20 protein-coding genes are annotated in these 22,253 nt (G+C 65.8%); 10 read left to right on the forward strand and 10 right to left on the reverse strand.

The genetic code is table 11. The annotated features are described in order from the left end of the window. Positions 1-15: 15 nt before the first annotated feature. The 6 genes from F4X41_02725 to F4X41_02750 all read right to left on the reverse strand — a co-directional run bounded on the left by F4X41_02725 (position 16) and on the right by F4X41_02750 (position 5,788). A complete protein-coding gene (locus F4X41_02725) occupies positions 16-402 on the reverse strand; it encodes a hypothetical protein (protein MYB15938.1) in 387 nt (128 codons plus the stop codon). A 91-nt stretch (positions 403-493) separates the two neighbouring features. Then, positions 494-1,246: a class I SAM-dependent methyltransferase gene (locus F4X41_02730; protein ID MYB15939.1), complete on the reverse strand. Its 753-nt coding sequence runs from the start codon at positions 1,244-1,246 to the stop codon at positions 494-496. Positions 1,247-1,250: 4 nt separating this feature from the next. Beyond that, positions 1,251-1,922: an endonuclease V gene (locus F4X41_02735; protein MYB15940.1), complete on the reverse strand. Its 672-nt coding sequence runs from the start codon at positions 1,920-1,922 to the stop codon at positions 1,251-1,253. After that, on the reverse strand, positions 1,906-3,162 hold the full coding sequence (locus F4X41_02740; GenBank protein ID MYB15941.1) for a multidrug effflux MFS transporter: 1,257 nt from the start codon (positions 3,160-3,162) through the stop codon (positions 1,906-1,908). Before F4X41_02740 ends, F4X41_02735 begins: the two co-directional genes overlap by 17 nt. 100 nt (positions 3,163-3,262) lie before the next feature. Continuing rightward, complete coding sequence (locus F4X41_02745; GenBank protein MYB15942.1) at positions 3,263-4,522, reverse strand: multidrug effflux MFS transporter; 1,260 nt, start codon at positions 4,520-4,522, stop codon at positions 3,263-3,265. 18 nt (positions 4,523-4,540) lie between these two features. Then, positions 4,541-5,788, reverse strand: a complete 1,248-nt coding sequence (locus F4X41_02750; GenBank protein ID MYB15943.1) for a multidrug effflux MFS transporter — start codon at positions 5,786-5,788, stop codon at positions 4,541-4,543. A 300-nt stretch (positions 5,789-6,088) separates the two neighbouring features. Here F4X41_02750 and nrdR point away from each other — a divergent pair, with 300 nt between their 5' ends. The 8 genes from nrdR (at position 6,089) to F4X41_02790 (ending at position 14,642) form a co-directional block, all read left to right on the forward strand. Beyond that, entirely contained in the window at positions 6,089-6,727 is a 639-nt protein-coding gene (nrdR, locus tag F4X41_02755; protein ID MYB15944.1) for a transcriptional repressor NrdR, read from the forward strand. Positions 6,728-7,135: 408 nt separating this feature from the next. Next, on the forward strand, positions 7,136-8,611 hold the full coding sequence (gene trpE, locus F4X41_02760; GenBank protein MYB15945.1) for an anthranilate synthase component I: 1,476 nt from the start codon (positions 7,136-7,138) through the stop codon (positions 8,609-8,611). After that, entirely contained in the window at positions 8,608-9,192 is a 585-nt protein-coding gene (locus tag F4X41_02765; protein MYB15946.1) for an aminodeoxychorismate/anthranilate synthase component II, read from the forward strand. The genes trpE and F4X41_02765 overlap by 4 nt, the downstream gene beginning before the upstream one ends. Beyond that, the gene (trpD, locus tag F4X41_02770; protein MYB15947.1) at positions 9,189-10,202 is read left to right on the forward strand and encodes an anthranilate phosphoribosyltransferase; all 1,014 of its coding nucleotides are present in this window, start codon (positions 9,189-9,191) and stop codon (positions 10,200-10,202) included. The genes F4X41_02765 and trpD overlap by 4 nt, the downstream gene beginning before the upstream one ends. Before the next feature lie 41 nt (positions 10,203-10,243). Beyond that, the gene (gene trpC, locus F4X41_02775; protein ID MYB15948.1) at positions 10,244-11,614 is read left to right on the forward strand and encodes an indole-3-glycerol phosphate synthase TrpC; all 1,371 of its coding nucleotides are present in this window, start codon (positions 10,244-10,246) and stop codon (positions 11,612-11,614) included. Continuing rightward, positions 11,611-12,825 carry a tryptophan synthase subunit beta gene (trpB, locus tag F4X41_02780; GenBank protein ID MYB15949.1) on the forward strand — a complete coding sequence of 405 codons (1,215 nt, stop codon included), beginning with the start codon at positions 11,611-11,613 and terminating at the stop codon, positions 12,823-12,825. The genes trpC and trpB overlap by 4 nt, the downstream gene beginning before the upstream one ends. Further along, positions 12,822-13,631: a tryptophan synthase subunit alpha gene (locus F4X41_02785; protein MYB15950.1), complete on the forward strand. Its 810-nt coding sequence runs from the start codon at positions 12,822-12,824 to the stop codon at positions 13,629-13,631. The genes trpB and F4X41_02785 overlap by 4 nt, the downstream gene beginning before the upstream one ends. Continuing rightward, the gene (locus F4X41_02790) at positions 13,632-14,642 is read left to right on the forward strand and encodes an alpha/beta hydrolase (protein MYB15951.1); all 1,011 of its coding nucleotides are present in this window, start codon (positions 13,632-13,634) and stop codon (positions 14,640-14,642) included. On the opposite strand, the gene F4X41_02795 is transcribed toward F4X41_02790, so the two are convergent. Genes F4X41_02795 through F4X41_02810 form a run of 4 tightly spaced genes read right to left on the reverse strand, consistent with a single transcriptional unit; the run spans position 14,581 to position 20,563 of the window. Further along, positions 14,581-16,266 (reverse strand): hypothetical protein, encoded by a 1,686-nt coding sequence (locus tag F4X41_02795; protein MYB15952.1) that lies wholly within the window; start codon positions 16,264-16,266, stop codon positions 14,581-14,583. The two genes, F4X41_02790 and F4X41_02795, sit on opposite strands and share 62 nt — an antisense overlap. After that, entirely contained in the window at positions 16,263-17,606 is a 1,344-nt protein-coding gene (locus tag F4X41_02800; GenBank protein MYB15953.1) for a UDP-glucose/GDP-mannose dehydrogenase family protein, read from the reverse strand. The genes F4X41_02795 and F4X41_02800 overlap by 4 nt, the downstream gene beginning before the upstream one ends. Further along, positions 17,596-18,597, reverse strand: a complete 1,002-nt coding sequence (plsX, locus tag F4X41_02805; GenBank protein MYB15954.1) for a phosphate acyltransferase PlsX — start codon at positions 18,595-18,597, stop codon at positions 17,596-17,598. The genes F4X41_02800 and plsX overlap by 11 nt, the downstream gene beginning before the upstream one ends. A gap of 31 nt (positions 18,598-18,628) precedes the next feature. Then, on the reverse strand, positions 18,629-20,563 hold the full coding sequence (locus tag F4X41_02810; protein ID MYB15955.1) for a DNA gyrase subunit B: 1,935 nt from the start codon (positions 20,561-20,563) through the stop codon (positions 18,629-18,631). Positions 20,564-20,827: 264 nt separating this feature from the next. Here F4X41_02810 and F4X41_02815 point away from each other — a divergent pair, with 264 nt between their 5' ends. Together F4X41_02815 and F4X41_02820 are read left to right on the forward strand one after the other, a co-directional pair. Continuing rightward, complete coding sequence (locus F4X41_02815; protein ID MYB15956.1) at positions 20,828-21,139, forward strand: DUF59 domain-containing protein; 312 nt, start codon at positions 20,828-20,830, stop codon at positions 21,137-21,139. A 70-nt stretch (positions 21,140-21,209) separates the two neighbouring features. Continuing rightward, positions 21,210-22,241, forward strand: a complete 1,032-nt coding sequence (locus F4X41_02820) for an Ldh family oxidoreductase (GenBank protein MYB15957.1) — start codon at positions 21,210-21,212, stop codon at positions 22,239-22,241. The last annotated feature ends 12 nt before the right edge of the window (positions 22,242-22,253 follow it).

The following is a 22,253-nucleotide window of genomic DNA, read 5'->3' on the forward strand; positions in this document are numbered from 1 at the left end:
GGACCGCTGAACTTTTCAGCGGACCTTGGAAAAGCCCTTCTCGAAGGGACGCGCCCGCTCGACCGGTTTGAAGCGCCAGATCCGGGAACCGGACCGGCCGGCGTCGTCCGACCGCTGCAGCGTTTCGCCGGCCACGAACGACCCGCCCTGCGGCATCGGCAGGCCCTGCACGCGCTCGCGGAATTTGCCGCGGCCGCGCGCAAGGTCATGAACGTCATGGCCTTGTTCGTGGAGTTGATCCAGGACCTCGTCAAGCGAAAGCACGGTACCGCACTTGCAGGTGAAACTGTCGGTCCAGCGCAGGCGCGCCTTGCGGATCGCAAGCTCTTGGCCGTCCGGACAGCGGACCACGAAGACTTTTTCGCGGCTGCGCGGTCGCTTGTCGGCCTCGGTCGAAGCCATTCCGCCTCCGGTCGTCTGCTGGTCGGGGCCAATTTGCCCGTGGCTGTTTCGTGCCCCTGATCGGATTTTAATTTTGGGGACCAGCGGCGGTTCAATCGGACGGCCGGGCGACGAAGATCAACTGGCCTCCGGCATCGCGGAACGGGCGGCGGTCGAATCCTCCGTATAGGGATTCGATCCAGAAACCCGACCCGACCAGCTGGGTTTCCAGTTCCGGCCAGCTGTGGAGATGCAGTCCGTAGCTGTGCTGGCTGGCAATCCGTCCACGCCCGTGGCGGTAACTGACGTGCGAGATTCCGGCCCGCAAATCGGGATCGTAGCGGTAACTCCTATCCCGCCACCACGAACCCGAGCCGCCCGCCAACGGTGCCGACTCTTCATCGGGCAGGGCGTCAAATCCGGTCATCGCGAACAGTTCCGCCACCAGCTTTCCGCCCCTATCCAGATGCGACCGGACCCGTTCCAGAACCAGCGGCAGCTCGCGGTGCGGCACCAGCAGAAGCGCGTTGAACGCGGCCATGACCAGACTGAACTCGTCTTCCAGTTCCAGATCCTGCATCGACTGGAGATGGAGTCTGGCGCCGAAACCGCATACCGCCGGATCGGCGCGAAGCCGTTCGCGGGCCCGGGCCAGCATCGCCGGTGAGGAATCGATGCCGGTCATCACGGCACCTCCCCGGGCGAGGGGCGCCAGCAGGCGCCCCGAACCGCAGGCGAGTTCAAGCACCTTCGAGTCCGGCGCCGGCAGCTGGCCTTGCCAGAATTCCAGCTCGCCGGTCCGCGGGCCCGGGTACTCGAGGTCGTAGTGGGCGGCGACGTCGTCGTAGGCGCGGCGATTGTCCATGGACCTACACGCCGCCGTTCCGGGCCGCCGACCGGGCGCGGTTGTGGGCCATACGCAGGGGAAGCGGGATCCGGAATCCGTCCAGGCACCCGATTACCGCATCGACCGCCTGGTCCAGCGTGATTCGGTGACCGACCGAGACGAATATCGGCTTGACCGCGGCCCGCGAGCGCAGGACCTTGCCCAGCACCTCCGCTCCATCCGTCAGGTCAGACCGCGCGAGGGCCTCCTTGTCGGGATCGACGAACCGGCCGCAGAGACGCGACTTGGCGCAGCCGACGGCCGGCAGGTCAAATTCGACGCCGGCATGGCACGCCAGACCGAAACGGCGAGGGTGGGCGATGCCATGGCCGTCGAGCAGCAGCAGGTCGGGGCGTTCGGCAAGCGCGGTCAGGACCGCGGCCACGGCCGGCAATTCGCGGAATGACAGATAGCCGGTTCGATAAGGGAAGTCAATCGCGGCCGCGGCAATTTTGCATTCGATTACCTGCAAATCCGGGCAGGACACCACGCAAGCCGAACCCCACGCGCGATCGCCATTCGGCTCGAAATGGACGTCAATTCCCGCCACCCGCGCAGGTGATGCGTCCAGCGGTTCGATCCGGACCTGCTGCTGCAGCCGCTTCTGCAACTCCCTGGCTTGAGTCAGCCGGTCGCGGTCAACGGGTGATGCCACGGCCGGCTACGGTTGCCAGGGTCAGGACGACGATGCCGGTGAAGGCGATCGCCCCGGTCATAGTCAATACGGTGGGGGCAAAAAGGGCCGCAAAAACGATCGCGTAGAGCGAGGAGACCAGCATTTGCGAAAACCCCATCACCGCCGCGGCCAATCCGGCCATGTGGCGGAACGGAGTCAACGCCGCCACCGTGATTACCGGCCTGGCCACCGAGGCACCCATCGTGGTGAAGAACATCGGAACCACGATGAGGGCCGCCCCGACGAGGGCCGAGCCGGGTTCGCGCACCAGCAACGCCAGGAGGTACATCGTCGAACCGCCGACCGCGGTCAGGATCATTCCGCCGAACAACAGCACGGGGCCCGAAACCCTGCCGACCAGAGCCCCGCTAATGGCTCCGCCGGCCATCAAGCCGGCCGAGACGATCCCGAATGCCAACCCGTACATCCCGGGAGAGATTCCGATGTCGTCGATCAGCACCAGGGCGGAAGTGGATATGAACGTGAGGTGCCCGGCGAATACGATCGCGACCAACGCGACCGGCACGACGTAGGCGCGGGTGGAAAAAAGCGTCCGGTAATTGCGCAGGATTTGAGGCACGTACAGCGCCCTCGGATCGCGTTGCAGATTGGTTTCCGGGATTTGGCGGATGTATGCCGCAATGAGCACAATACCCATCAGGGTCAGGGTCGCAAATACCCAGCGCCAGCCGACGGTTTCCTGGTAGATGCCGCCGACGATCGGCGCAAGCATCGGCGCCAGGGCCATGACCACCGACATGAGCGCAATGATCCGGGTGGCACGCTCCCGCCCGTAGACGTCGATGACCGTGGCGCGAGCAATCGACATGCCGGCGCCGCTGCCGAACCCCTGCACGATCCGCCCGGCCACCAACATCTCGGCCGAAGCAGAAAACCAGGCCAGAACGCCGCCCAGGACGTAAAGCGACATGCCGACCACCAGAGCGGGCCGGCGCCCGAACCGATCCGACGCCGGCCCGAACAACATCGCCGACGTGGCCGACATCAACAGGTACATGGTCACCGCCAGCCGAATGGTGGCCGAGTCGGCCTTAAATTCGGCGGTGATGTCCGGGATCGACGGCAGGAACATGTCGATCGAGAGCGGCGCCAGGGCCGACAGCGCGATGAGGATCGCGGTCGTCAGTCGTGATTCGGCGCGGGCGTCGTGCTTGGCGTCGGGCGGCGCGGCAGCGGCCGCGTTGGCGGGGGGTGGCATCAGGTCCTAGGCGTTGGCGATGGCCGCTGCGTTCGGGCCAAGGCGCTCTGCCAATGATCCCACCGCGCCGGATCTACCCCGCTCTGAATTACGTCGAACCCTAGCGGATAACCTTGCGTCCGGCCAACAGCACCAGGAGAAAGGCCCCGACCCCCGACACCGCGATCGCACCGGCCATCGTGACTGCCGATGGGGCCAGCAGCGCCGCGAACGCGATCGCATAAATCGACGAAACGGCCATCATGGAGAACTCCAACACGGCCGCGGCCAGGCCCGACATGTCCCGGAAGGGGGTCAACGCGGTGGCGGTGGCGACCGGCCAGGACATCGCCGTGCCCAAAAGCACGAAGAACATCGGCACCACGATAAGGGCGGCCCCCACGATGCCCGTTCCGGGTTCGATCAGCAGCAGCGCCGCCCCCAGCAGCGCCAGCGAGCCGACGGCGCCGAGTCCGATTCCGGCGACCAAGATCCGGTCTGCGCGGAGCCTGCCTACCAGCGCTCCGCCGATCGCCCCGCCGGCCATAAGTCCGGATGAGGCGACCCCGAAGGAGACCCCGAAAAGCCCCGCGCCGATCCCGACCTGGTCGATCAAGACCAGGGCCGAAGTAGAGATGAAGACCAGGTGGCCGGAAAAGGTGAGCGCGAAAAGGGCCACCGGGACCACATAGACCCGGCTGGAGAACAGCTTGCGGTAGTTGCGGGCCGCCCGCCGCAGCCGCAGCGCATCTTGGTCGGGCCGCAAATTGGTTTCCGGTATCCAGGCCAGATAGGTCGCGATAAGCCCGACCCCCAGAAGGGTCAGGGTGGCAAATACCCACCGCCAACCCACCGTTTCCTGATAGATGCCGCCCACGATCGGGGCCACCATCGGGGCCAGCGACATCACCACGCCGATGATCGCCAGGATGCGGGCCGCGCGGTCCCGGCCATGTACGTCGATGACGGTCGCGGTGGCGATCGCCATGCTCACGCCGCCGCCGAAACCTTGCACGATCCGCGCCGCCACCAGCATCGGGGCCGAAATCGAAAACCAGGCCAATAAGCTGCCGACGACGTACAGCGTCAACCCCGCGACCAACGCCGGGCGCCGGCCGTACCGGTCCGAGACCGGGCCGAAAAGCAGCGCCGAAGTCGCAGAGACCAGGAGGTACCCGGTCACAGTCAGGCGGATGGTGGCCGAATCGGACGCGAATTCGGCGGTGATGTCCGGGATCGACGGCAGGAACATGTCGATCGAGAGCGGCGCCAACGCTGCCAAGGCGACCAGGATCGCAGTTGTCAGGTGCGATTCGGCGCGTCCGCGTCGCAATCTACCGCGATCGGACGGGCCGGTGGCGGCCGTCACCTGATTCCTCAAACCGACGCGGCGATCCGATCAGCGCATGATCTGACGCCCGGCCAGCAGCACCAGCAGGAACGAACCGACCCCGGTCAAGGCGATGGCCCCGGCCATGGAAAGCGCGGTCGGTTCGAGCAGGGCCGCGAAACCAATCGCGTAAAGGGAGGAGACCAACATCATCGAGAACCCCAACACCGCTGAGGCCAGTCCGGCCATCTGGCGAAACGGGGTAAGTGCGGCCGCGGTGGCTACCGGGCGAACGATCGCCGCCCCCATGGCGGTAAAAAACATCGGTACCACCAGCAGCGCGGCCCCGTAGAGCCCCGAACCGGGTTCGATCAGCAGCCAGGCCGCCGCCAGCAGCGCGAGCGCGGCCGCGGCGGTCATCCCAATGCCGCCGATCATGATCCGCTGGCCGCTCTGGCGGCCGGCCAGCGCGCCGCCGATCGCCCCGCCGGCCATGAATCCGGAGGAAACGACTCCGAACGCGATTCCGTAAAGTCCCGGACCGATTCCGATCTCGTCAATCAGCACCAGGGCGGAGGTGGAAATGAACACCAGGTGCCCGGCAAACGTCACCGCAAACAGGGTTACCGGAATCACATACACGCGCGTCGAGAACAGAGTCCGGTAGTTGCCCAGAATCCGCCGCAGTCGCAGTGCGTCCGGATCCTTGTGGCGATTGGTTTCCGGAATCCAAAGCAGGTAGACAGATATCAGGGCAACGCCCATGAGGGTGAGCGTTCCGAATACCCAGCGCCAACCGACAGTCTCCTGGTAAACACCGCCGACTATCGGCGCCAGCATCGGCGCCAGCGACATCACCACGCCCATGATGGCCAGGATCCGCGCCGCCCGGTCGCGCCCGTAAATGTCGATGACTGTGGCGCTGGCGACCGCCATCCCGACTCCGCCGCCGAACCCCTGCACGATGCGTCCCCCGACCAGCATCGGTGCCGAAAGGGAAACCCAGCACACGATCCCGCCCAGCACGTAGAGCAGCATGCCGGCGATCAGGGCCGGCCGCCGCCCGAAACGGTCCGAAATCGGTCCAAATAACAATGCGGCGCCGGCCGAAACCAGCAGATACATCGTTACCGCCAGGCGGATGGTGGCCGAGTCGGCCGCAAACTCGGCGGTGATATCCGGGATCGACGGCAGGAACATGTCGATCGAGAGCGGCGCCAGGGCGGCCAGCATGATCAGGATCGCGGTGGTCAGCCATGACTCGGCGCGGGCCGACCGCTTCTCAGGCGGTCCAGGCAGCGTGGCGGCGGCCTGCATCAATAGTTGCTCCTGCCTGGTTTGCAGCGCGTCCGAATTACGCTGTTCGGGCGCTCTCGATCGACTGGGCCAGCGCGTGACGGCACCCGTGCCGTGCGATGGTTCGGCGCCGATGGCTAACGGGAGGGAAATCGCGCCAGAGGCGACCGTCAATTCTCGCGTCCGCCCGAGGATCGCGGGTCGGCCGCGAACGGGAACCGAGCCTCCACTAAGGCATTATTTGATCGAGTGGCTTAAACGGGGCGAGCGCCCGCTCCCTCCCGCCACCGGGTCGGGCCTACGGATTCAAGGAGGCAGCGAGTGTGGTGTCCGCATTGCCAGAGCCTTGATCTGCGGGTGGTCGACAGCCGCCACGCCGATGACGCCACCCGGCGGCGGCGCGAGTGCGGCAACTGCGGGCGGCGCTTTACGACCTACGAGCGAGTCGAGCGATTCATCTGCCCGACCTGCAGTTCCCCCAATTCGCGGACCACGAAACTTGAATTCGAGCGCGGCGTTTCCTGGCGCCGTCGTGAGTGCCTTGCCTGCGGGACTCGTTACGAGACCCGCGAAAGCGCGGTCGCGCGCGACCTGGTGGTGGTCAAGCGCGACAGCCGCCGCGAACCTTTCCGGCGGGACAAGGTCCTGGCCAGCGTCCGGGTCGCCACCGCCAAATTGCCCGTTTCCAGCGATCAGATCGAGTCGCTGGTCGACGACCTGATCGCCGAAATCTCGCGCCTGGCCCTGCACGAGATTCCGACCGTCGAAATCGGCGGGATGGTAATGGAACGGTTGCGACCGCTGTCCGAAATCGCCTACTTGCGATTTGCCAGCGTTTACGAATCGATAACCGATCTCGAATCGATGTCTACCCAGATTTCAAACCTGCGGCAAGGAATCACGCAACGCGTCGATCCCCGCCAGTTCGTATTGATCCCGACCGAGGATTCAGGCAGCTAGCCGGGTCGCCCCAACCCTTGGAGCGGCTGCGATAATTTCTGACAATTTAATTGCGCCCAAAGGCTGTGAACGGGACTAGTAACCTGATCCCGGCGCGAGCACAGAGAGTCGGTTAGCGGTGAGATGCCGGCGACGTGCCGCCAGGTGAATGGACCCGGGAGCTGCGGCCCGAACTGGGAAATCCCACAGTAGGCGCCGACGGTAGAGGAACTCCGTTAACGGGACTGGGTATCGACCCTCAGCGGCGGTAGGCCGCCGCCGAGCGTCCGCACCCGAATCAGAGAGGGTCGGCCAATTCGGGCCGACCAAGCTGGGTGGCACCGCGCGTGGCTGATATAGCCATTCGTCCCGGCGGTCAATTCACAAAGCAACCGCCCAGAAGGACTTCAAATGGCCACCCCGGTGCAGATGATCGGCACCGCTCCCGCCGTCGAGGCCGTTATCGGTCACCTTCGCCAGAACCGCGCCGTCCCGGTTTACCGCGAGTTGCTCTCCGACCTGGAGACGCCTGTCTCGGCTTACCTCAAGCTTGCCGGCGACGGGCCCGCGTTTTTGCTGGAGAGCGCCGAACCGGACGAATCCGTCGGCCGCTACAGCTTCGTTGGGTCGGACCCCTACATGTTGGTGGCGATGCGCGACGGCACGGCGACGTTTACTTTCGCCGACGGTGGAACCGAAACGGTCGCTTACCGGGACCCGCTGCGGGTCGTCGCTCGTCAACTCGCGAAAATCAACGCCGTGTCCCTCCCGGAGCTGCCTGCTTTTCAGGGTGGGGCCATCGGCTACCTGGGTTACGAAGCGGTCGAGAGTTTTGAGCGACTCCCGCACACCCGCGCCGACGACGTAGGACTGCCAGACGTTCAACTCATGTTTGTCGACACCTTCGTGATGTTCGACAACGTGTCGCGAACCCAGAAGCTGGTGACTCTGGCCCACCCGAGCGATGACCCGCAACGCTCCTACCAGGAAGCGCTGAAGCGCCTCGATCAATTGGCCGAGCGGCTAGGCAGCCGGCCGGCCTCGCTGGATCATGGTTGTGGCGCGGCCGGTCCGGTCGAGACGAACATGTCCAAGGCCGAATTCGCGGCCATGGTTCGCCAGGCCAAGGAATACATCGCCGCCGGAGACATCATCCAGGTGGTGCTCTCGCAGCGACTCAAGCGGCGATTGGCGGTTCACCCGTTCGCCGTTTACCGTCATTTGCGGCAGTTGAACCCGTCTCCTTATATGTATTTCCTGCAGCTGCCCGACATGCATGTCTGCGGCGCCTCTCCAGAAATGCTGGTGCGGGTGCGCGGGTCCAGGATGCGGACCGTTCCGGTGGCCGGCAGCCGCTGGCGCGGCAAAGACCGCGCCAGCGACGACCGGATCGCCGAGGAGCTGTTGGAGGACGAGAAAGAGGTCGCCGAACACGTGATGCTCGTCGATCTGGCGCGCAACGACCTGGGCCGTGTGGCGGTCGGCGGCAGCGTTTCCGTGACCCGTTTGTTGGAAGTCGACCGGTTCTCGCACGTTATGCACATCGTCTCGCACGTCGACGGTTCGCTTTCCCCGGCCAAAAGCGGGGTTGACGCGCTGCGGTCCTGCTTTCCGGCCGGAACGCTCTCCGGCGCGCCCAAGATCCGGGCGATGGAGATCATCGACGAACTTGAACCCACCCGGCGCGGAGTTTACGGCGGGGCGGTGGGGTATTTCGCCTATTCGGGCGACCTGGACACCGCCATCGGCATTCGCACGATGGTCGTCCGCGACGGGATCGGGTACGTCCAGGCCGGCGGCGGAATCGTGGCCGATTCGGAAGCCGAATACGAGTTCAACGAGTCGATGAACAAGGCCGCCGCGCTGCTGGCCGCGATTGACCGCGCGCACGGAGCAAGCAAATGATCCTGATGATCGACAACTACGATTCCTTCACCTACAACCTCGTCCAGTACCTCTACGAGCTCGGATGCGAGGTCGAGGTCTACCGCAACGACGCGATCGACACCGCCACGGTCAGAAAACTCGGGCCGGAGGCGGTCGTGGTCTCACCCGGACCCTGCACCCCGCATGAAGCCGGAGTTTCCATGGAGCTGATCGAAGAAGTCTCTCGTGACCTGCCAACCCTGGGGGTTTGCCTGGGGCATCAGTGCATCGGCGAGGTGTTCGGTGGGCGGGTCATTCGCGCGCCGTCGCTTATGCACGGAAAGACTTCGATGATCGAACACGACGGCGCGGGCGAGTTCAAGGATTTGCCGCAACCATTCCAGGCCACCCGCTACCACTCCCTGATCGTCGAGCGCGAATCGCTGCCCGATTCGCTGCAGATTTCGGCGCAGACCGATGACGGGATAATCATGGGGCTCCGCCACCGGAGCCGGCCCGTGCATGGGGTGCAGTTTCACCCCGAGTCGATCCTCACCCCGCAGGGGCACGACATTCTGCGCAACTTTCTAGAGCTCTATCGGATCGGGCCGCGCGCATGATCGCCCAAATGCTGGCCAAGGTCTACCAGGGCCAAGACCTGACCGCCGATGAGGCCGAATCGGTCATGGATCAGATCATGTCCGGTGAATTCGAACCGGCGCAGTTCGGCGCGTTCGTCGCCTGCCTGGGAATGAAGGGCGAGACCGCCGACGAAGTGGCCGGACTGGCCCGCGCCATGCGGCGGGCGGCGCTGGCGCTCGAGGTCGCCGGCGAGGATCACATCGATACCTGCGGTACCGGCGGAGACGGCAAGAACACGTTCAACGTATCCACCGCCGCGGCGTTGATCGCCGCGGCCGCCGGCGCGGTAGTCGCCAAGCACGGCAACCGCGCCGCCTCCTCGCGATCGGGTTCGGCCGACGTCCTCGAAGCCCTCGGTGCCCGGATCGACCTGACGCCGCGACAGGTCGGCGATTGCATAAGCCGGGTCGGGATCGGGTTCCTTTTCGCCCAATCGTTTCATCCGGCAATGCGCCACGCGGGCCCGCTGCGGGCGCAGATCGGGATCCCGACGGTTTTCAACATCCTCGGGCCGCTGACCAACCCGGCCGGCGCGCGGCGCCAGCTGCTGGGCGTCGCCCGGCCCGAGTTGCTGGATCTGGTTGCCGGGGCGCTGGCCCGACTGGGAACCCGCCGGGCGCTGGTAGTGCACGGGCTGGAAGGCCTGGACGAGATTTCCATCGCCGGCCCGACGCGGGTGTTTTCGGTTCGGGGCGAGCGCATCGAACAGTTCCAAGTCAGACCGTCTGATTTCGACCTCAAAGAACGACCGCTGGCAGAAGTCGCCGGCGGCGACCCGGTTGAAAACGCGGAGATCATCCGCGCGGTCTTTGCCGGCGAGTCCGGACCGCCGCGGGACTTCATGCTGCTCAACGCCGCGGCGGCGCTGCTGGTGGCCGGCAGGGCCAACGAACTTGGGGACGGTGTCGCGCTGGCCAGGGCAACCCTCGATTCGGGCGACGCCCGCCGCAAGCTGGCCGATTTCACGGCTGCAACCCATGCGGTCTGAGCCAATACCGCGCGACAAATAACCGGATCAAATCCCAAACCATGAGCGTATTGCGAAATATCCTCGCCCACAAGCGCGCCGAACTTGGGCAGCGCGCAGCCCAGGTTTCGCTGGCTCAGATCCGCCGGCGAGCGCTGGCGGCGGCGGCGCCGCGCGGTTTTGCGAAAGCGTTGTCCGGGCCCGGACTGGCGGTCATAGCCGAACTAAAGCGCGCCTCACCATCCGCCGGCCGGATCGCGGACCTGGACCCGAGCGCGGTTGCCGCCAACTATCAGTTGGCCGGCGCGGCGGCACTTTCCGTGTTAACCGACGAGAAGTTCTTCGCCGGAAGCGATGAGGACCTGATTCGGGCCCGGGCGGCCTGCCGGCTTCCGGTCCTGCGCAAGGACTTTGTCATCGACCCCTGGCAGGTTCATGAAGCGCGCGCGCTGGGCGCCGACGCGGTACTGGTGATCATGGCCGCGATCGAGGATCCCGAGCCGCTGCTCGGGGTGGCCGGCGAACTGGGCATGGACGCTCTGGTGGAGGTCCACGATCAGTCCGAGCTGGACCGCGCGCTGGCGGCCGGCGCGACGTTGATCGGGATCAACAACCGAGATCTGCAAACCTTCCGAACCGATCTGGCGACCACCGAACGGCTGGCCCCCCAAATCGGCGGTCAGGCGGTACTGGTTGCCGAAAGCGGGGTCAAGGACAAATACGATCTGGCGCGGCTGGCCGCCGCCGGTGCCGATGCCGTGTTGATAGGCGAAACCCTGGCCCGTCACAGCGGCGACGTGGACCGGATGCGGGCTTTGATCAAGGCCCCTTCGCCGCGGGTGAAGATCTGCGGAATATCGAATCCCGCCGACGCGGCCGCCGCCTCCGCCGCAGGCGCCGACTTCATCGGCGCCATTCTGGCCCGATCGCGTCGCCAGGTCTCGCCGCAGCGGGCGCGAGAGATATTCGCCGCCGCGCCGAACGCCAAGTCGGTTGCGGTGATGGTGGCGGCCGACGCGGCCGAGATGGCCGGCGCCCTCGACCAGACCGGCGCCGATTACATCCAGGTGCACGACCTGGGGAAACCTCCGCCCAGGGAACTGGCCGAGCGCGTGATTCCGACTTTCCGAGTCGGTTCGGGCGGCCTCGAACCGGATCTCGGGGCGATCGATGCCGCCTTGGTCCACGTCGATTCGCCCGCCGGCGGCGGATCCGGCAAGGCATGGGACTGGACCCAGGCGCCGCGGCTGGTCGGCCGACGCAATTACCTTCTCTCCGGGGGGCTGGACCCGGAAAACGTCGCCGCAACCGTGATCCGCTTGCGGCCTTGGGGGGTCGACGTGTCCTCCGGCGTCGAAACCGAAGGGCGGAAAGACCGCCGCAAAATCGCCGCGTTCGTTGAGCGCGCCAAGCGGGCGGCGGAGCTTTCATGACCGCTCCTTCGCGGCGATTGCGCGAACTGCCGGACGCCAGCGGGCATTTCGGTCCCTGGGGCGGCATGTTCATGCCCGAGACGCTTATGCCGGCGGTGCACGAACTGGATGACGCCTATCGCGCGATTCGCGCCGACGCGGCGTTCGCTAAAGAATTGGCCACATACCTTCGTGAATACGTCGGGCGACCCACTCCGCTTTACGAGGCGTCCCGCCTGAGCGCTCTGGCCGGCGGCGCGCGCATCTATCTCAAGCGCGAGGACCTGGCCCATACCGGTGCCCACAAGATAAACGCCGCCATCGGCCAGGGTCTGCTGGCCCGACGCATGGGTAAGGACCGGGTGGTCGCCGAGACCGGCGCCGGGCAGCACGGCGTGGCTTCGGCGACGGTTTGCGCCCTGCTGGACCAGAAATGCGTGGTCTACATGGGCAGCCTGGACATTGAGCGTCAACACCTGAACGTGGTGCGGATGCAGGTCCTCGGCGCCGAAGTCGTCCCGGTGGAGTCCGGTTCCCGAACCCTGAAGGACGCGATCAACGAGGCCATACGCGATTGGGTCACCAATGTCGCCGACACCTACTACCTGCTCGGGTCGGTCGCCGGGCCGCATCCCTACCCGATGATGATCCGGGATTTCCAGGCGGTGATCGGACGCGAAACCCGGGAGCAATTCAACCGGTTGGTCGGGGGTACCCCCGATGCCCTGGTCGCTTGCGTTGGCGGGGGTTCCAACGCGATGGGGCTGTTCTACGAGTTCCTGGACGATTCCGCGGTCGCCCTGCACGGCGTTGAAGCGGCCGGTCACGGATTGGCCAGCGGCTCGCACGCGGCAACGATCGGCGCCGGCAAGGAAGGCGTCTTGCACGGAACGCGCACGATGGTCCTGCAGGACCGGTGGGGCCAGGTGCTCCCGGCCCACAGCATTTCGGCCGGCCTGGACTATCCGGGCGTGGGGCCCGAGCACTCCCACCTTGCCAGCAGCGGTCGTGCGCAGTACGCCTCGATCACCGATCGGCAGGCGCTCGAAGCGGTCACCGCCCTGGCCCGCACCGAGGGCATAATTCCGGCGCTCGAATCGGCGCACGCGGTGGCTTTCGCGCTCGAACTGGCCGGCGGCATGCGCAAAGACCAATCGGTCGTGGTCAACCTATCCGGGCGCGGTGACAAGGACATGGAGACCATCGCCGAGCATGGGCTTGCCGGCAAATGACGGCGCGCCTCGAGCGGATTTACCGGCGAACCCGCAGCCGCGGCGAATTGGCGCTGAACATATTCCTCACCATCGGGTATCCGTCGCTCGAAGAGTCCTGGGAACTGGCCCGCGCCGCCCTGGCCGGCGGCGCCGACGTGCTCGAACTGGGCATTCCGTTTTCCGACCCGATCGCCGAAGGTCCCACCATCCAGCACTCGTCCCAGGTCGCGCTCGAAAACGGCGTAAACCTGGGCGATTGCCTGGAATTCACGGCCCGCCTGCGCGCCGAAACCGATGCCGGCCTGATCCTAATGGGTTACGCCAATCCGTTCCTGGCCTACGGAATCGATCCCCTGGCCGCCGCGATCGCGGAATCCGGGGTGGACGCGGCGATCGCCGTTGATCTGCCGCCCGAAGAGTCCGGGCCGCTGGCGCAAGCGCTGGCCGGCCGCGGCGTTGCGCTCGTTCAGTTCCTTGCCCCGACCACCGATCCCGAACGCGCCGTCCGGGTGCTGGCGAACGAGTCGGGGTTCATTTATGTCGTCTCGCTCACCGGCGTGACCGGCGCTCGGCAAAATATGGGCGTGGGACTGGCGACGTTTCTGCGCCGCACGCGCTCGCTGACCGACCGCCCGCTGGCGGTCGGGTTCGGCATATCCAGCCCCGAGCACGTCCTCGGGCTGCACGGGCTGGCCGACGGGGCGATCGTTGGCTCGGCGTTCGTGAAAATCTGCGGCCTGGCCGATCGCCCATTACGCCTGGCCCGCGCGGAAGAATTCGTGAGCCAGCTTGCTGGAGCGGCCCGCCAAGGAGGCGATTCGTAAGTGAATCCCTGGCTGCTTTTGCTTTTGCTGATACCGATCGGCTTGGCCGGCCTCTGGACGCTGCTGGTCTTTCGTACCGCCTGGTACCTGACCCACCCGAACCCACGCCACACGCCCAAGGGCTATGCGCCCGATTTCGACCCCTCGGTGCTGGGACTCGAACCTGTACAGATCGAAAGCCGGACCGGCATGACGCTCAAGGCATGGATCGCCCGGCCCAAACACCATCCGGCGTCGGTAATCCTCTGTCACGGGGTTTGGACCAACCACAAGGAAATGGTCGGCCGCTGCGTCGAGCTGCTCAAGCTCGGATATGGCGTCGTACTGTTTGACTTCTCCGGCCACGGCGAGAGCGAGGGCAGCACCACCACGATGGGTTACCGGGAAATGCTGGACCTCCTTGGCGTCGTGGACTGGGCCGCAGACCAAGTGGAGCTGGGCCGGTTGGCGGTTTGGGGGAATTCAATGGGCGGCTCGGTGGCGATCATGGCCGCCGCGTTGGACGAGCGGCTGGAGGCGGTTATCGCCGACAGTCCATTTGCAACCCTGCGCGAGAACGTGGCCCGGGCATTCAAACGAATAACAGGGCTTCCGCCCTGGCTGTTCGTGGGTCCGGTAGTCTGGCTGGGTCAGCGACTGGTCGGACACCGGATGGACCACATCCGGCCGGTCGACTTGGTCGCTTCGCTGCATTCACGCCCGCTGATGGTCGTCCAGAGCGGGCAGGACTCAATCGTGAGCGCCGAGAGCACCCGCAAGTTGTTCGAGGCCGCTACCAGCGCCGAAAAGCACCTCTGGGTCATCGACGAAGCCGAGCACGTCGAAGGCTTTCATATCCTGCGCGACGAATACCTGGCCAAGATATCCGAGTTCCTGCGCCATTCGCTGCGCGATCCGGTTGAGAAGCAGTTCTCCCGGGACGGGGGGCGGAGGAAAGCGGCGGGCGACCTCAAGCTCCGGCGAGGCGACGCGCCCGGCGCTCCGCGATCTGCTCCCACTCCCAAGCATTAATCACCTGCGCGCAGGTCAGGCCGGCCCGCCGCGCGATCATCGCCCCCAGCTGTGTATTTGCCAATTGGGCGGCCGCATGAGCGTCGCTGTTGACGGTCAATACGGCGCCGGCGCGGGCTGCGCGGCGCGCGAGGTCGGCCGATAGGTCGAGCCGGCCGGGCTGCGAGTTGATTTCGAGCGCGACACCCGTTTCGGCGGCGGCCGCAAAGACCACATCGTGATCAAAATCGAACCCCTCACGACCAAGCACGATCCTGCCGGTCGGATGACCGATCGCGCAGGTCGCCGGATTGGAGATCGCGGTCAATATGCGTTCGGTCATCGCCGATCGCGACTGGCCCAGTCCGGCGTGCACTGATGCGACTACCCAGTCGAGACTCGCCAGCACCTCGGGCTCGAAATCAAGCGATCCGTCGACGCGGATCTCGCTTTCGGTGCCATGCAGGAGAGACAGTTCCCCCCATTGCCGCGCCTGTGCCGCAATCTCGTCGCGTTGGGCTGCCACCCGCTCCGGGGAAAGTCCGTTGGCCACCGCCAGCGACTGGGAATGGTCGCTGATCACGAGTTGCCGCAGGCCGGCCCGGTGGGCCGCCTCGGCCATTGCCGCGATGCTGTCCTGACCATCGCTCCAGTCGCTGTGGGCATGCAAATCGCAGCCCAGGTCGCGGTGCTCCAGCAGGCGCGGCAACTGCCCGCGCCGGGCCAGTTCAATCTCTTCCCGCCCCTCGCGAAGTTCGGGCGGAATCAGGTCCAGGCCGACCGCCCGATAAAGCTCGGCTTCGGTTCCAAAAGTGGTCTGGGGCGAGTCGAGTTCGATGCCACGCCGCCGCGCCAGGTCGGTTAACCGGGCAATGTGTTCGTCTGAGCCGGTCGCCAGCACCAACGCCGAGCCAAGCGACTCTTCAGCCGATACCCGGATCCGGACTGGAATTGGTTCCTGCAATTCATCCGGGTCAAGCTGGACGAGCGATTCCCCGCCAAGGGCGGCCAACGCGGGGCGCGATGGATCGCGCACCGCGACCACCAGGTCGACGCCCGACATCGTCTCGCACGCCCTTCGCGCGGCACCGGCCAAGCGCACCGCGCTGACTCCATCGATATTCCCGAGCCGGGCGGCTTCCAGGTGCGCCGTGGCCAGCGCGTGCCCGAGCGAGAACAACCCGCGGGTGGCAGCGATCCGCTCGATTTCGGCCAGGATCTGCGCCACCTTGCGACTTCCGATGCCGGGCAGCTGACTGAGTCGACCGTCGGATCCCGCCGCCCGCAGGGAATCCAGATCGGAAACTCCAAGGTCCCGCACGATCCGGCCCACCGTGCGTGCTCCCAGGCCGCGGACCGAAAGCAGTTGCCATGCCCCGGGCGGGATCTGCTGGAGCAATTCGTCCAAGCGCCTGCTGGAACCGCTGCTGACAAACTCACCAATCGTTCGCGCCAACGAGGGACCGATGCCGGGCACGCCGGTGAGTTCGCGGGCCTGGGCCAAGGCAGCGAAATCCCGTTTGGACGATTCGATGCGGCGCGCCGCCGCACCGTAGGTCCGCGAGCGCCCCGAATCCGGGTCAGCCAGATCGATTGCCTGGGCGATGCGCTCCAGATGGGCGGCAATCGCCCGGTTCGAGATCACGCGCTTGAAACCGCGTCGGCGGCCGCTTCCGGGCCCGGAAGACCAACGCCCGCGTACAAGAACCCGAGCCGGCGCAGGCTCTTGCCGTCAAGGGCGTTGCGGCCGTCGATGACAATCCGCCCCCGCATCCTGGCCGCCGCAACTTCCCAGTCCAGCTCCACGAACTGGGGCCATTCCGTGCAGAGCACGGCGGCGTCGGCCCCGGTCAACGCGGCCAAGGGATCGTCGGAGACCTGTGCCCGGGGCTCCGCGGCGGCGGCCCGCCGGGCAGCCATCGGGTCGCAGGCGCTCACTTCGGCGCCGTCGGCGAGCAGCAAGCGCGCGATTTCCAGCGCCGGAGCGTCGCGGATGTCGTCGGTCTGCGGCTTGAAGGCAAGACCCAGGAGCGCAACTTTGCGGCCCCGCACGTCGCCCAGCAAGTCGCGCAGCCGGCGCACCACCCCGAGGCGGGCGTCGCGGTTGATTTCCAGCACCACCCGCAAAAGCTGCGGGTGCGAACCGGCGACCGCCGCCATGTGCTCCAGCGCGAGAACGTCCTTGCCGAGACAACTTCCTCCCCACCCGATTCCGGCCTGCAGATAGCGCGATCCGATCCGCTGGTCGAGCCCCATGCCTCTGGACACGGTGGTCACGTCGGCGCCCAGCCGCTCGCAGATTGCCGCGATTTCGTTGATGAATGAAATCCGGGCGGCCAGGTACGCGTTGGAGGCGTACTTGATCATTTCGGCGCTGCGCAGGTCGGTGCGCACCACCGGGCACGCTATCCCGGCGTACAGGCCCTGCACCGCGTCACCGGCCGCTTCGTCGGCGGTGCCAAGCACGACCCGGTCGGGATGCAGGAAATCGTCGACCGCCGATCCCTCGCGCAGAAACTCCGGATTGGCGACCACCGGTACCGGGAAGTCCACGTGCCGGGCGATCAGCTGCTGGACGACCTCGGCCGTGCCAACCGGGACCGTGCTCTTGTCCACGACCACCGTCCCGGGGCGGACGTGTTCGGCGATCGAACGGGCAACCTTCTCGATCGCGGAAAGGTCGGCCCGCCCAAAGTCGCCGACCGGCGTGTTTACCGCAATCACGACGAAGTCGGCGTTCGGCACTGCAACGGCGAACGAATCGCCGAATTCCAGTCGGCCCGCCTCCCGGTTGCGCCGGACCAGTTCTTCCAGTCCTGGCTCGTAGATAGGCACCTCGCCGGCGCACAGTTGGGCGATCTTTGCGCGGTCGATGTCCAGGCAGTGCACACGGCTGCCGAGCTCGGCAAAGCATGCTCCCGAAACCAGGCCGACGTAGCCGCAGCCGATTACCGCGATTCGCGGGGCACCCGGATCAGGGGGCAAAGGCACGCGCCAACTGGGAAACCGCGTCGACCCTGGTCAGCCTGTCGGCTTGGCGGATGGCGCCGACCACGGCGCGCTCGCGGGAGCGACCGTGACCGATGAGGACCAGTCCGTTGACCCCGAGCAGCGGGGCGGCTCCGATCTCGCGGTAGTCAACTTGCGAGCGAAGGCCGGCGAAAGCCGGTCGTAGCAGCATCCCGCCAAGCCGACCCCGCAGCGAGGAACGGGCATAGTCGCGCACGGTGCCGAAGATCATGTCGGCCAACGCTTCGAGGGTCTTGACCGCAATATTCATCGTGAACCCGTCGGCAACGACGACGTCGACTTCGGCCCGCAGCATCATCTGGGGCTCGACGTTGCCGACGAAATTTAACCCCCTGGCGGCAATCATCGCCGCCGCGTCCCTGACCACCTGCGGACCCTTGCCCTCTTCGTGGCCCATGTTCAGCAGCCCCACCGTAGGTCGTTCGATTCTCAGCTCGGACCGAGCATAAATCTCACCCATTTGGGCGAACTGGCAGAGATGATCCGCGTCGCAGTCAGCATTGGCGCCTATGTCCATCCAGACCGTCGCCCCGCCTGGCAATCGCAGCAGCGAGGCAATTACCGGGCGGCGCACCCCGGGCAGGCGACGCAGCCGCAGCACTGCGGCCGCCATGATCGCGCCGCTGTTGCCAAGCGAAACCGTGGATCCGCCGGCGCCGTCGCGCAGCAACTCGATCGACCGCACCAGGGAGGAATCGGGCCTGTTCCTGACCGCCTCGGCCGGATGTTCGTCCATGCCAATTACCGCGCCGGCATGGGCGACCTCGATCAGGTCGCGTTCCTGACCGCCTTCGGCCAAATGCGGTTCGATCGCGGCCCGGTCACCAACAAGCAGGCTGGATATGCCGTAATCGCGGGCCGCCCGCAGAGCTCCGACGACCATCGGTCCGGGCGCATGATCGCCGCCCATGACGTCGAAGATGACCCGCGGTCGCTGCTCGGACATTGCCGTTCCGGTTTTGTGTCTGGATTGGGATTCAGACGTCCAGGTTTCGAACCTCGCGGGCGTGTTCGAGGATGTATTCCTGGCGCGGGGCAACTTCGGGGCCCATCAATCGCGAAACCAGGTCTTCGGCCAGGTCGAAGTCCTGGGTGCGGACCTTGAGCAGGGTCCGTCCGACCGGGTTGATGGTGGTGTCCCAGAGCTGATCGGGGTTCATTTCGCCGAGCCCCTTGTAGCGCTGAAGAGTCACTTTCCCGCCGAATTCCTCGATCACCGCGTCGCGTTCGACTTCGCTGTAGACGTAGCGAGTCTTGCGGCCGCGGGTTACTCGAAACAGCGGCGGCAGGGCGATGAACAGGTGGCCGTCTTCGATCAGCTGCGGCATGTACCGGAAGAAGAACGTGAGCAGCAGGCTCCGGATGTGGGCGCCGTCTACATCGGCGTCGGTCATGATGATGACCCGGTGGTAGCGCAGTTTGGAGGCGTCGTAAGACTCGCCCACGCCGGTCCCGATCGCCGCGATTAGGTCACAGATCGCCTGGTTTTCGAGCATCTTGTCGATGCGCGCCTTCTCGACGTTGAGGATCTTGCCGCGCAACGGCAGCACCGCCTGAAAAATCCGGTCGCGGCCCTGCTTGGCGTTGCCGCCGGCCGAATCGCCCTCGACGATAAAGAGTTCCGTCCGCGAGGGATCGCGGTCCTGGCAATCGGCCAGTTTCCCCGACAAAGCCAGCGAGTCGAACGCGCCCTTGCGGCGCACCATGTCGCGCGCCCGCTGGGCGGCAACCCGGGCCCTCGCCGACTCAATGCTGCGCACGACGATCGCGCGGGCGTCTGAGGGGTTCTCGTGCAGGTGCTGGGCGAGCGCCGCATTGGTCACCGACTGCACCAGCCCGGCAACCTCGGGGTTGTTGAGCCGGACCTTGGTTTGGGATTCAAACTGCGGCTCGGGCAGGAAGACGGAAATTGCGGCGACCAGTCCTTCGCGCACATCGTCGCCGGTGAGGTTGGAATCGTTCTCTTTGAGCAGCCCCATCTCGCGGCCCTGTCGGTTTATGCAGCTTGTAAGCGCGGAGCGGAAGCCGGACAGGTGGGTTCCACCGTCAATGGTGTGGACGGTGTTGGCGAACGCGGTCACCTGCTCGCGCGCGGCGCGGGTGTACTGGAGCGCGACCTCGACGCGCACGTCGTTGATCGAATCGCTCAGAAAGATCGGATCGGAGATGACCGGCTTCAGTCTCCGCGCGGTCCTGGCGACGTAGGACCTGATGCCGCCCTGGAAGTAAAAGGTCGCGTGGCGCCCGCTGCGCTGATCGGTCAGGTTCACTTCCATCCCTGGCACCAGGAACGCCAGCTGGCGCAGGCGTTCGGCCAGGATGTCGAATTCAAAACCGATCGGGTCGCCGGATTCGTCGCAGAATATCTCGCCGTCGGGCTTGAATCGGACGCGGGTTCCCGTGACGTTTTTGTCCTGGATCTTCCCGCGCGGGCGCACGCGATACTTCGGGATGCCGCGGAAGTACTCCTGAAAGTACTCGCGCCGGTTGCGCGAAACTCGGACCTCGAGATGCTCGGAGAGGGCGTTCACGACCGAAACCCCGACACCGTGCAGTCCGCCGGAGACCTTGTAGGCGTCGGCGTCGAATTTGCCCCCGGCGTGCAGGTTGGTCATTACCACTTCCAAGGCCGAGACGCCTTCGTCGCGGTGCCGGTCCACCGGAATGCCGCGACCGTTGTCGGCAACCTCGCAGTACCCGTCGGCGGTCAGGTCCACCGAAATCGCGTTGCCGTGCCCGGCCATGACCTCGTCGACGCTGTTGTCGACCACCTCGTACACGCAATGGTGCAGTCCGGTCAGAGACGTGTCGCCGATGTACATGGCGGGGCGCTGGCGGACCGGCTCCAGCCCCTTGAGGGCCCGGATCTGGGCGGCGGTGTACTTGTTGCGGTTAGTTGCGGTCGGCGACAAGAAGTTCTGGCGGCTTTCTCTCTTGGGGTTTGCGGAAGCCGGCGCGGCGAGTAGGCGTATATACGAGCCCGAAATCACGGGCTGCAAAAAGGGCGCAGAATCCCCGTCTCGAAGGATCAAATACCAGATGCCGCATCAGCTTGCTGATTATAATCTGGCCGCCTGTTTGTTTGCAAGCCGTTCGGTGTTTTCCGCCGCCCGTTCCGATCTTCGGCGGCGATAATGGACTCAGCATCTGCAGACGCCGCCACGGAGGGGCCCCAAATGTCCGAGCAGACCGTATCGCGCGATGATGTGATCGCGGTTCTGGAGGGCGTGCTTGATCCTGAACTGCACCTGGACATTTGGAATCTGGGTCTGGTCTACGAGGTCAAGCCCGACGCGGGCAAGGTCGATATCGAAATGACCCTGACTTCGCCGATGTGCCCCTACGGGCCGCAACTGATCTCCGAAACCCAACGCTCGGTCGAGGAGATGGAAAAGGTCGACGAGGTGAACATTGAAATCGTCTGGGACCCACCCTGGAGCATGGATATGATGAGCGAAGATCTCAAGTTCATGCTGGGCCGCGGTTGAGTCAACCGCGCGCCGCTCCGGCCGCAGATCGTTTACTTGCCTGAACCAGACCCAGGACTCGGCATCTTCCATGCCCCGCTACGCCCCTGACGCGATCCAGGAACTGACCCGGTCGATCTTTGCCAGCGCCGGAACCCCGGCCGACATAGCCGATTTCATGGCTTATTCGCTGGTCCTGGCCGACTTGTCCGGCCACCCATCGCACGGCGTAATCCGGATCCCGTCATACCTTGAGATGATCGAGGCCGGGCGAATTGTGCCGGACGGTCGGCCGGAATTGCTCAAGGAGTCGGGCACGACCGCCCTCATCAGTGGCAACAAGGGATTCGGGCACTTCACCGGCAAATACGCGACCGAGATCGCGATCGCCAAGGCGAAGTCCGCCGGAGTCGCCCTGGTCGGCTTGTGCGAGGTAAACCATCTGGGTCGGGTCGGCCAGTGGTCGGAAATGGCCGTCGCGGAAGGGGTGTTGGCCATCATGGCAGTGGGCGGCGGCGCCGGGGCCGGGGCCGGGGCGCCGTTCGGCGGCGCGGCGCGCGCGCTGTCAACCAACCCGATTTCGGCCGGAGTCCCCAACCCGGCGGGACCCGCGATCGTCATGGATTTCGCGACCACCTCGACCGCCGAAGGCAAGGTCAGGGTCGCCCGCGACAAAGGGGCCCAGCTGCCACCCGGTCAGATCCTTGACAAAGACGGCAATCCGTCGACCAATCCAGCCGACTTCTACGCCGGCGGGATGATGGTGCCAGCGGCCGCCCACAAGGGCTACGGACTGGCGCTTCTGGTCGAAGCGCTGGGTTCAGCCGTGACCGGCACCTACGCGTCGGCATCGGGCCTGCTGATGGGCGGCAGCATCATCGCCGTCGATCCCGGGGCCCTGGTCGGTGCCGAAACCTACGGAGAAGGGGTCCGCCAACTGGTCGCGCGGATGCACGGTACGCCCCCGGCGGGTGGATTCGATCAAGTCCTGGTGCCCGGCGAACCGGAATGCATGAACCGCGCCAACAACCGCGCGGCCGGAATAGAAATCGCCGACGCCACGGCGGCCAACATCCGCGACGCCGCCGCCGGCCTGGGCGTGGCCGCAGGACCGCTGGCATAACCGCCCCAGTCG

It is taken from the genome of Chloroflexota bacterium (assembly GCA_009840625.1).
GTDB lineage: Bacteria > Chloroflexota > UBA11872 > UBA11872 > VXNJ01 > VXNJ01.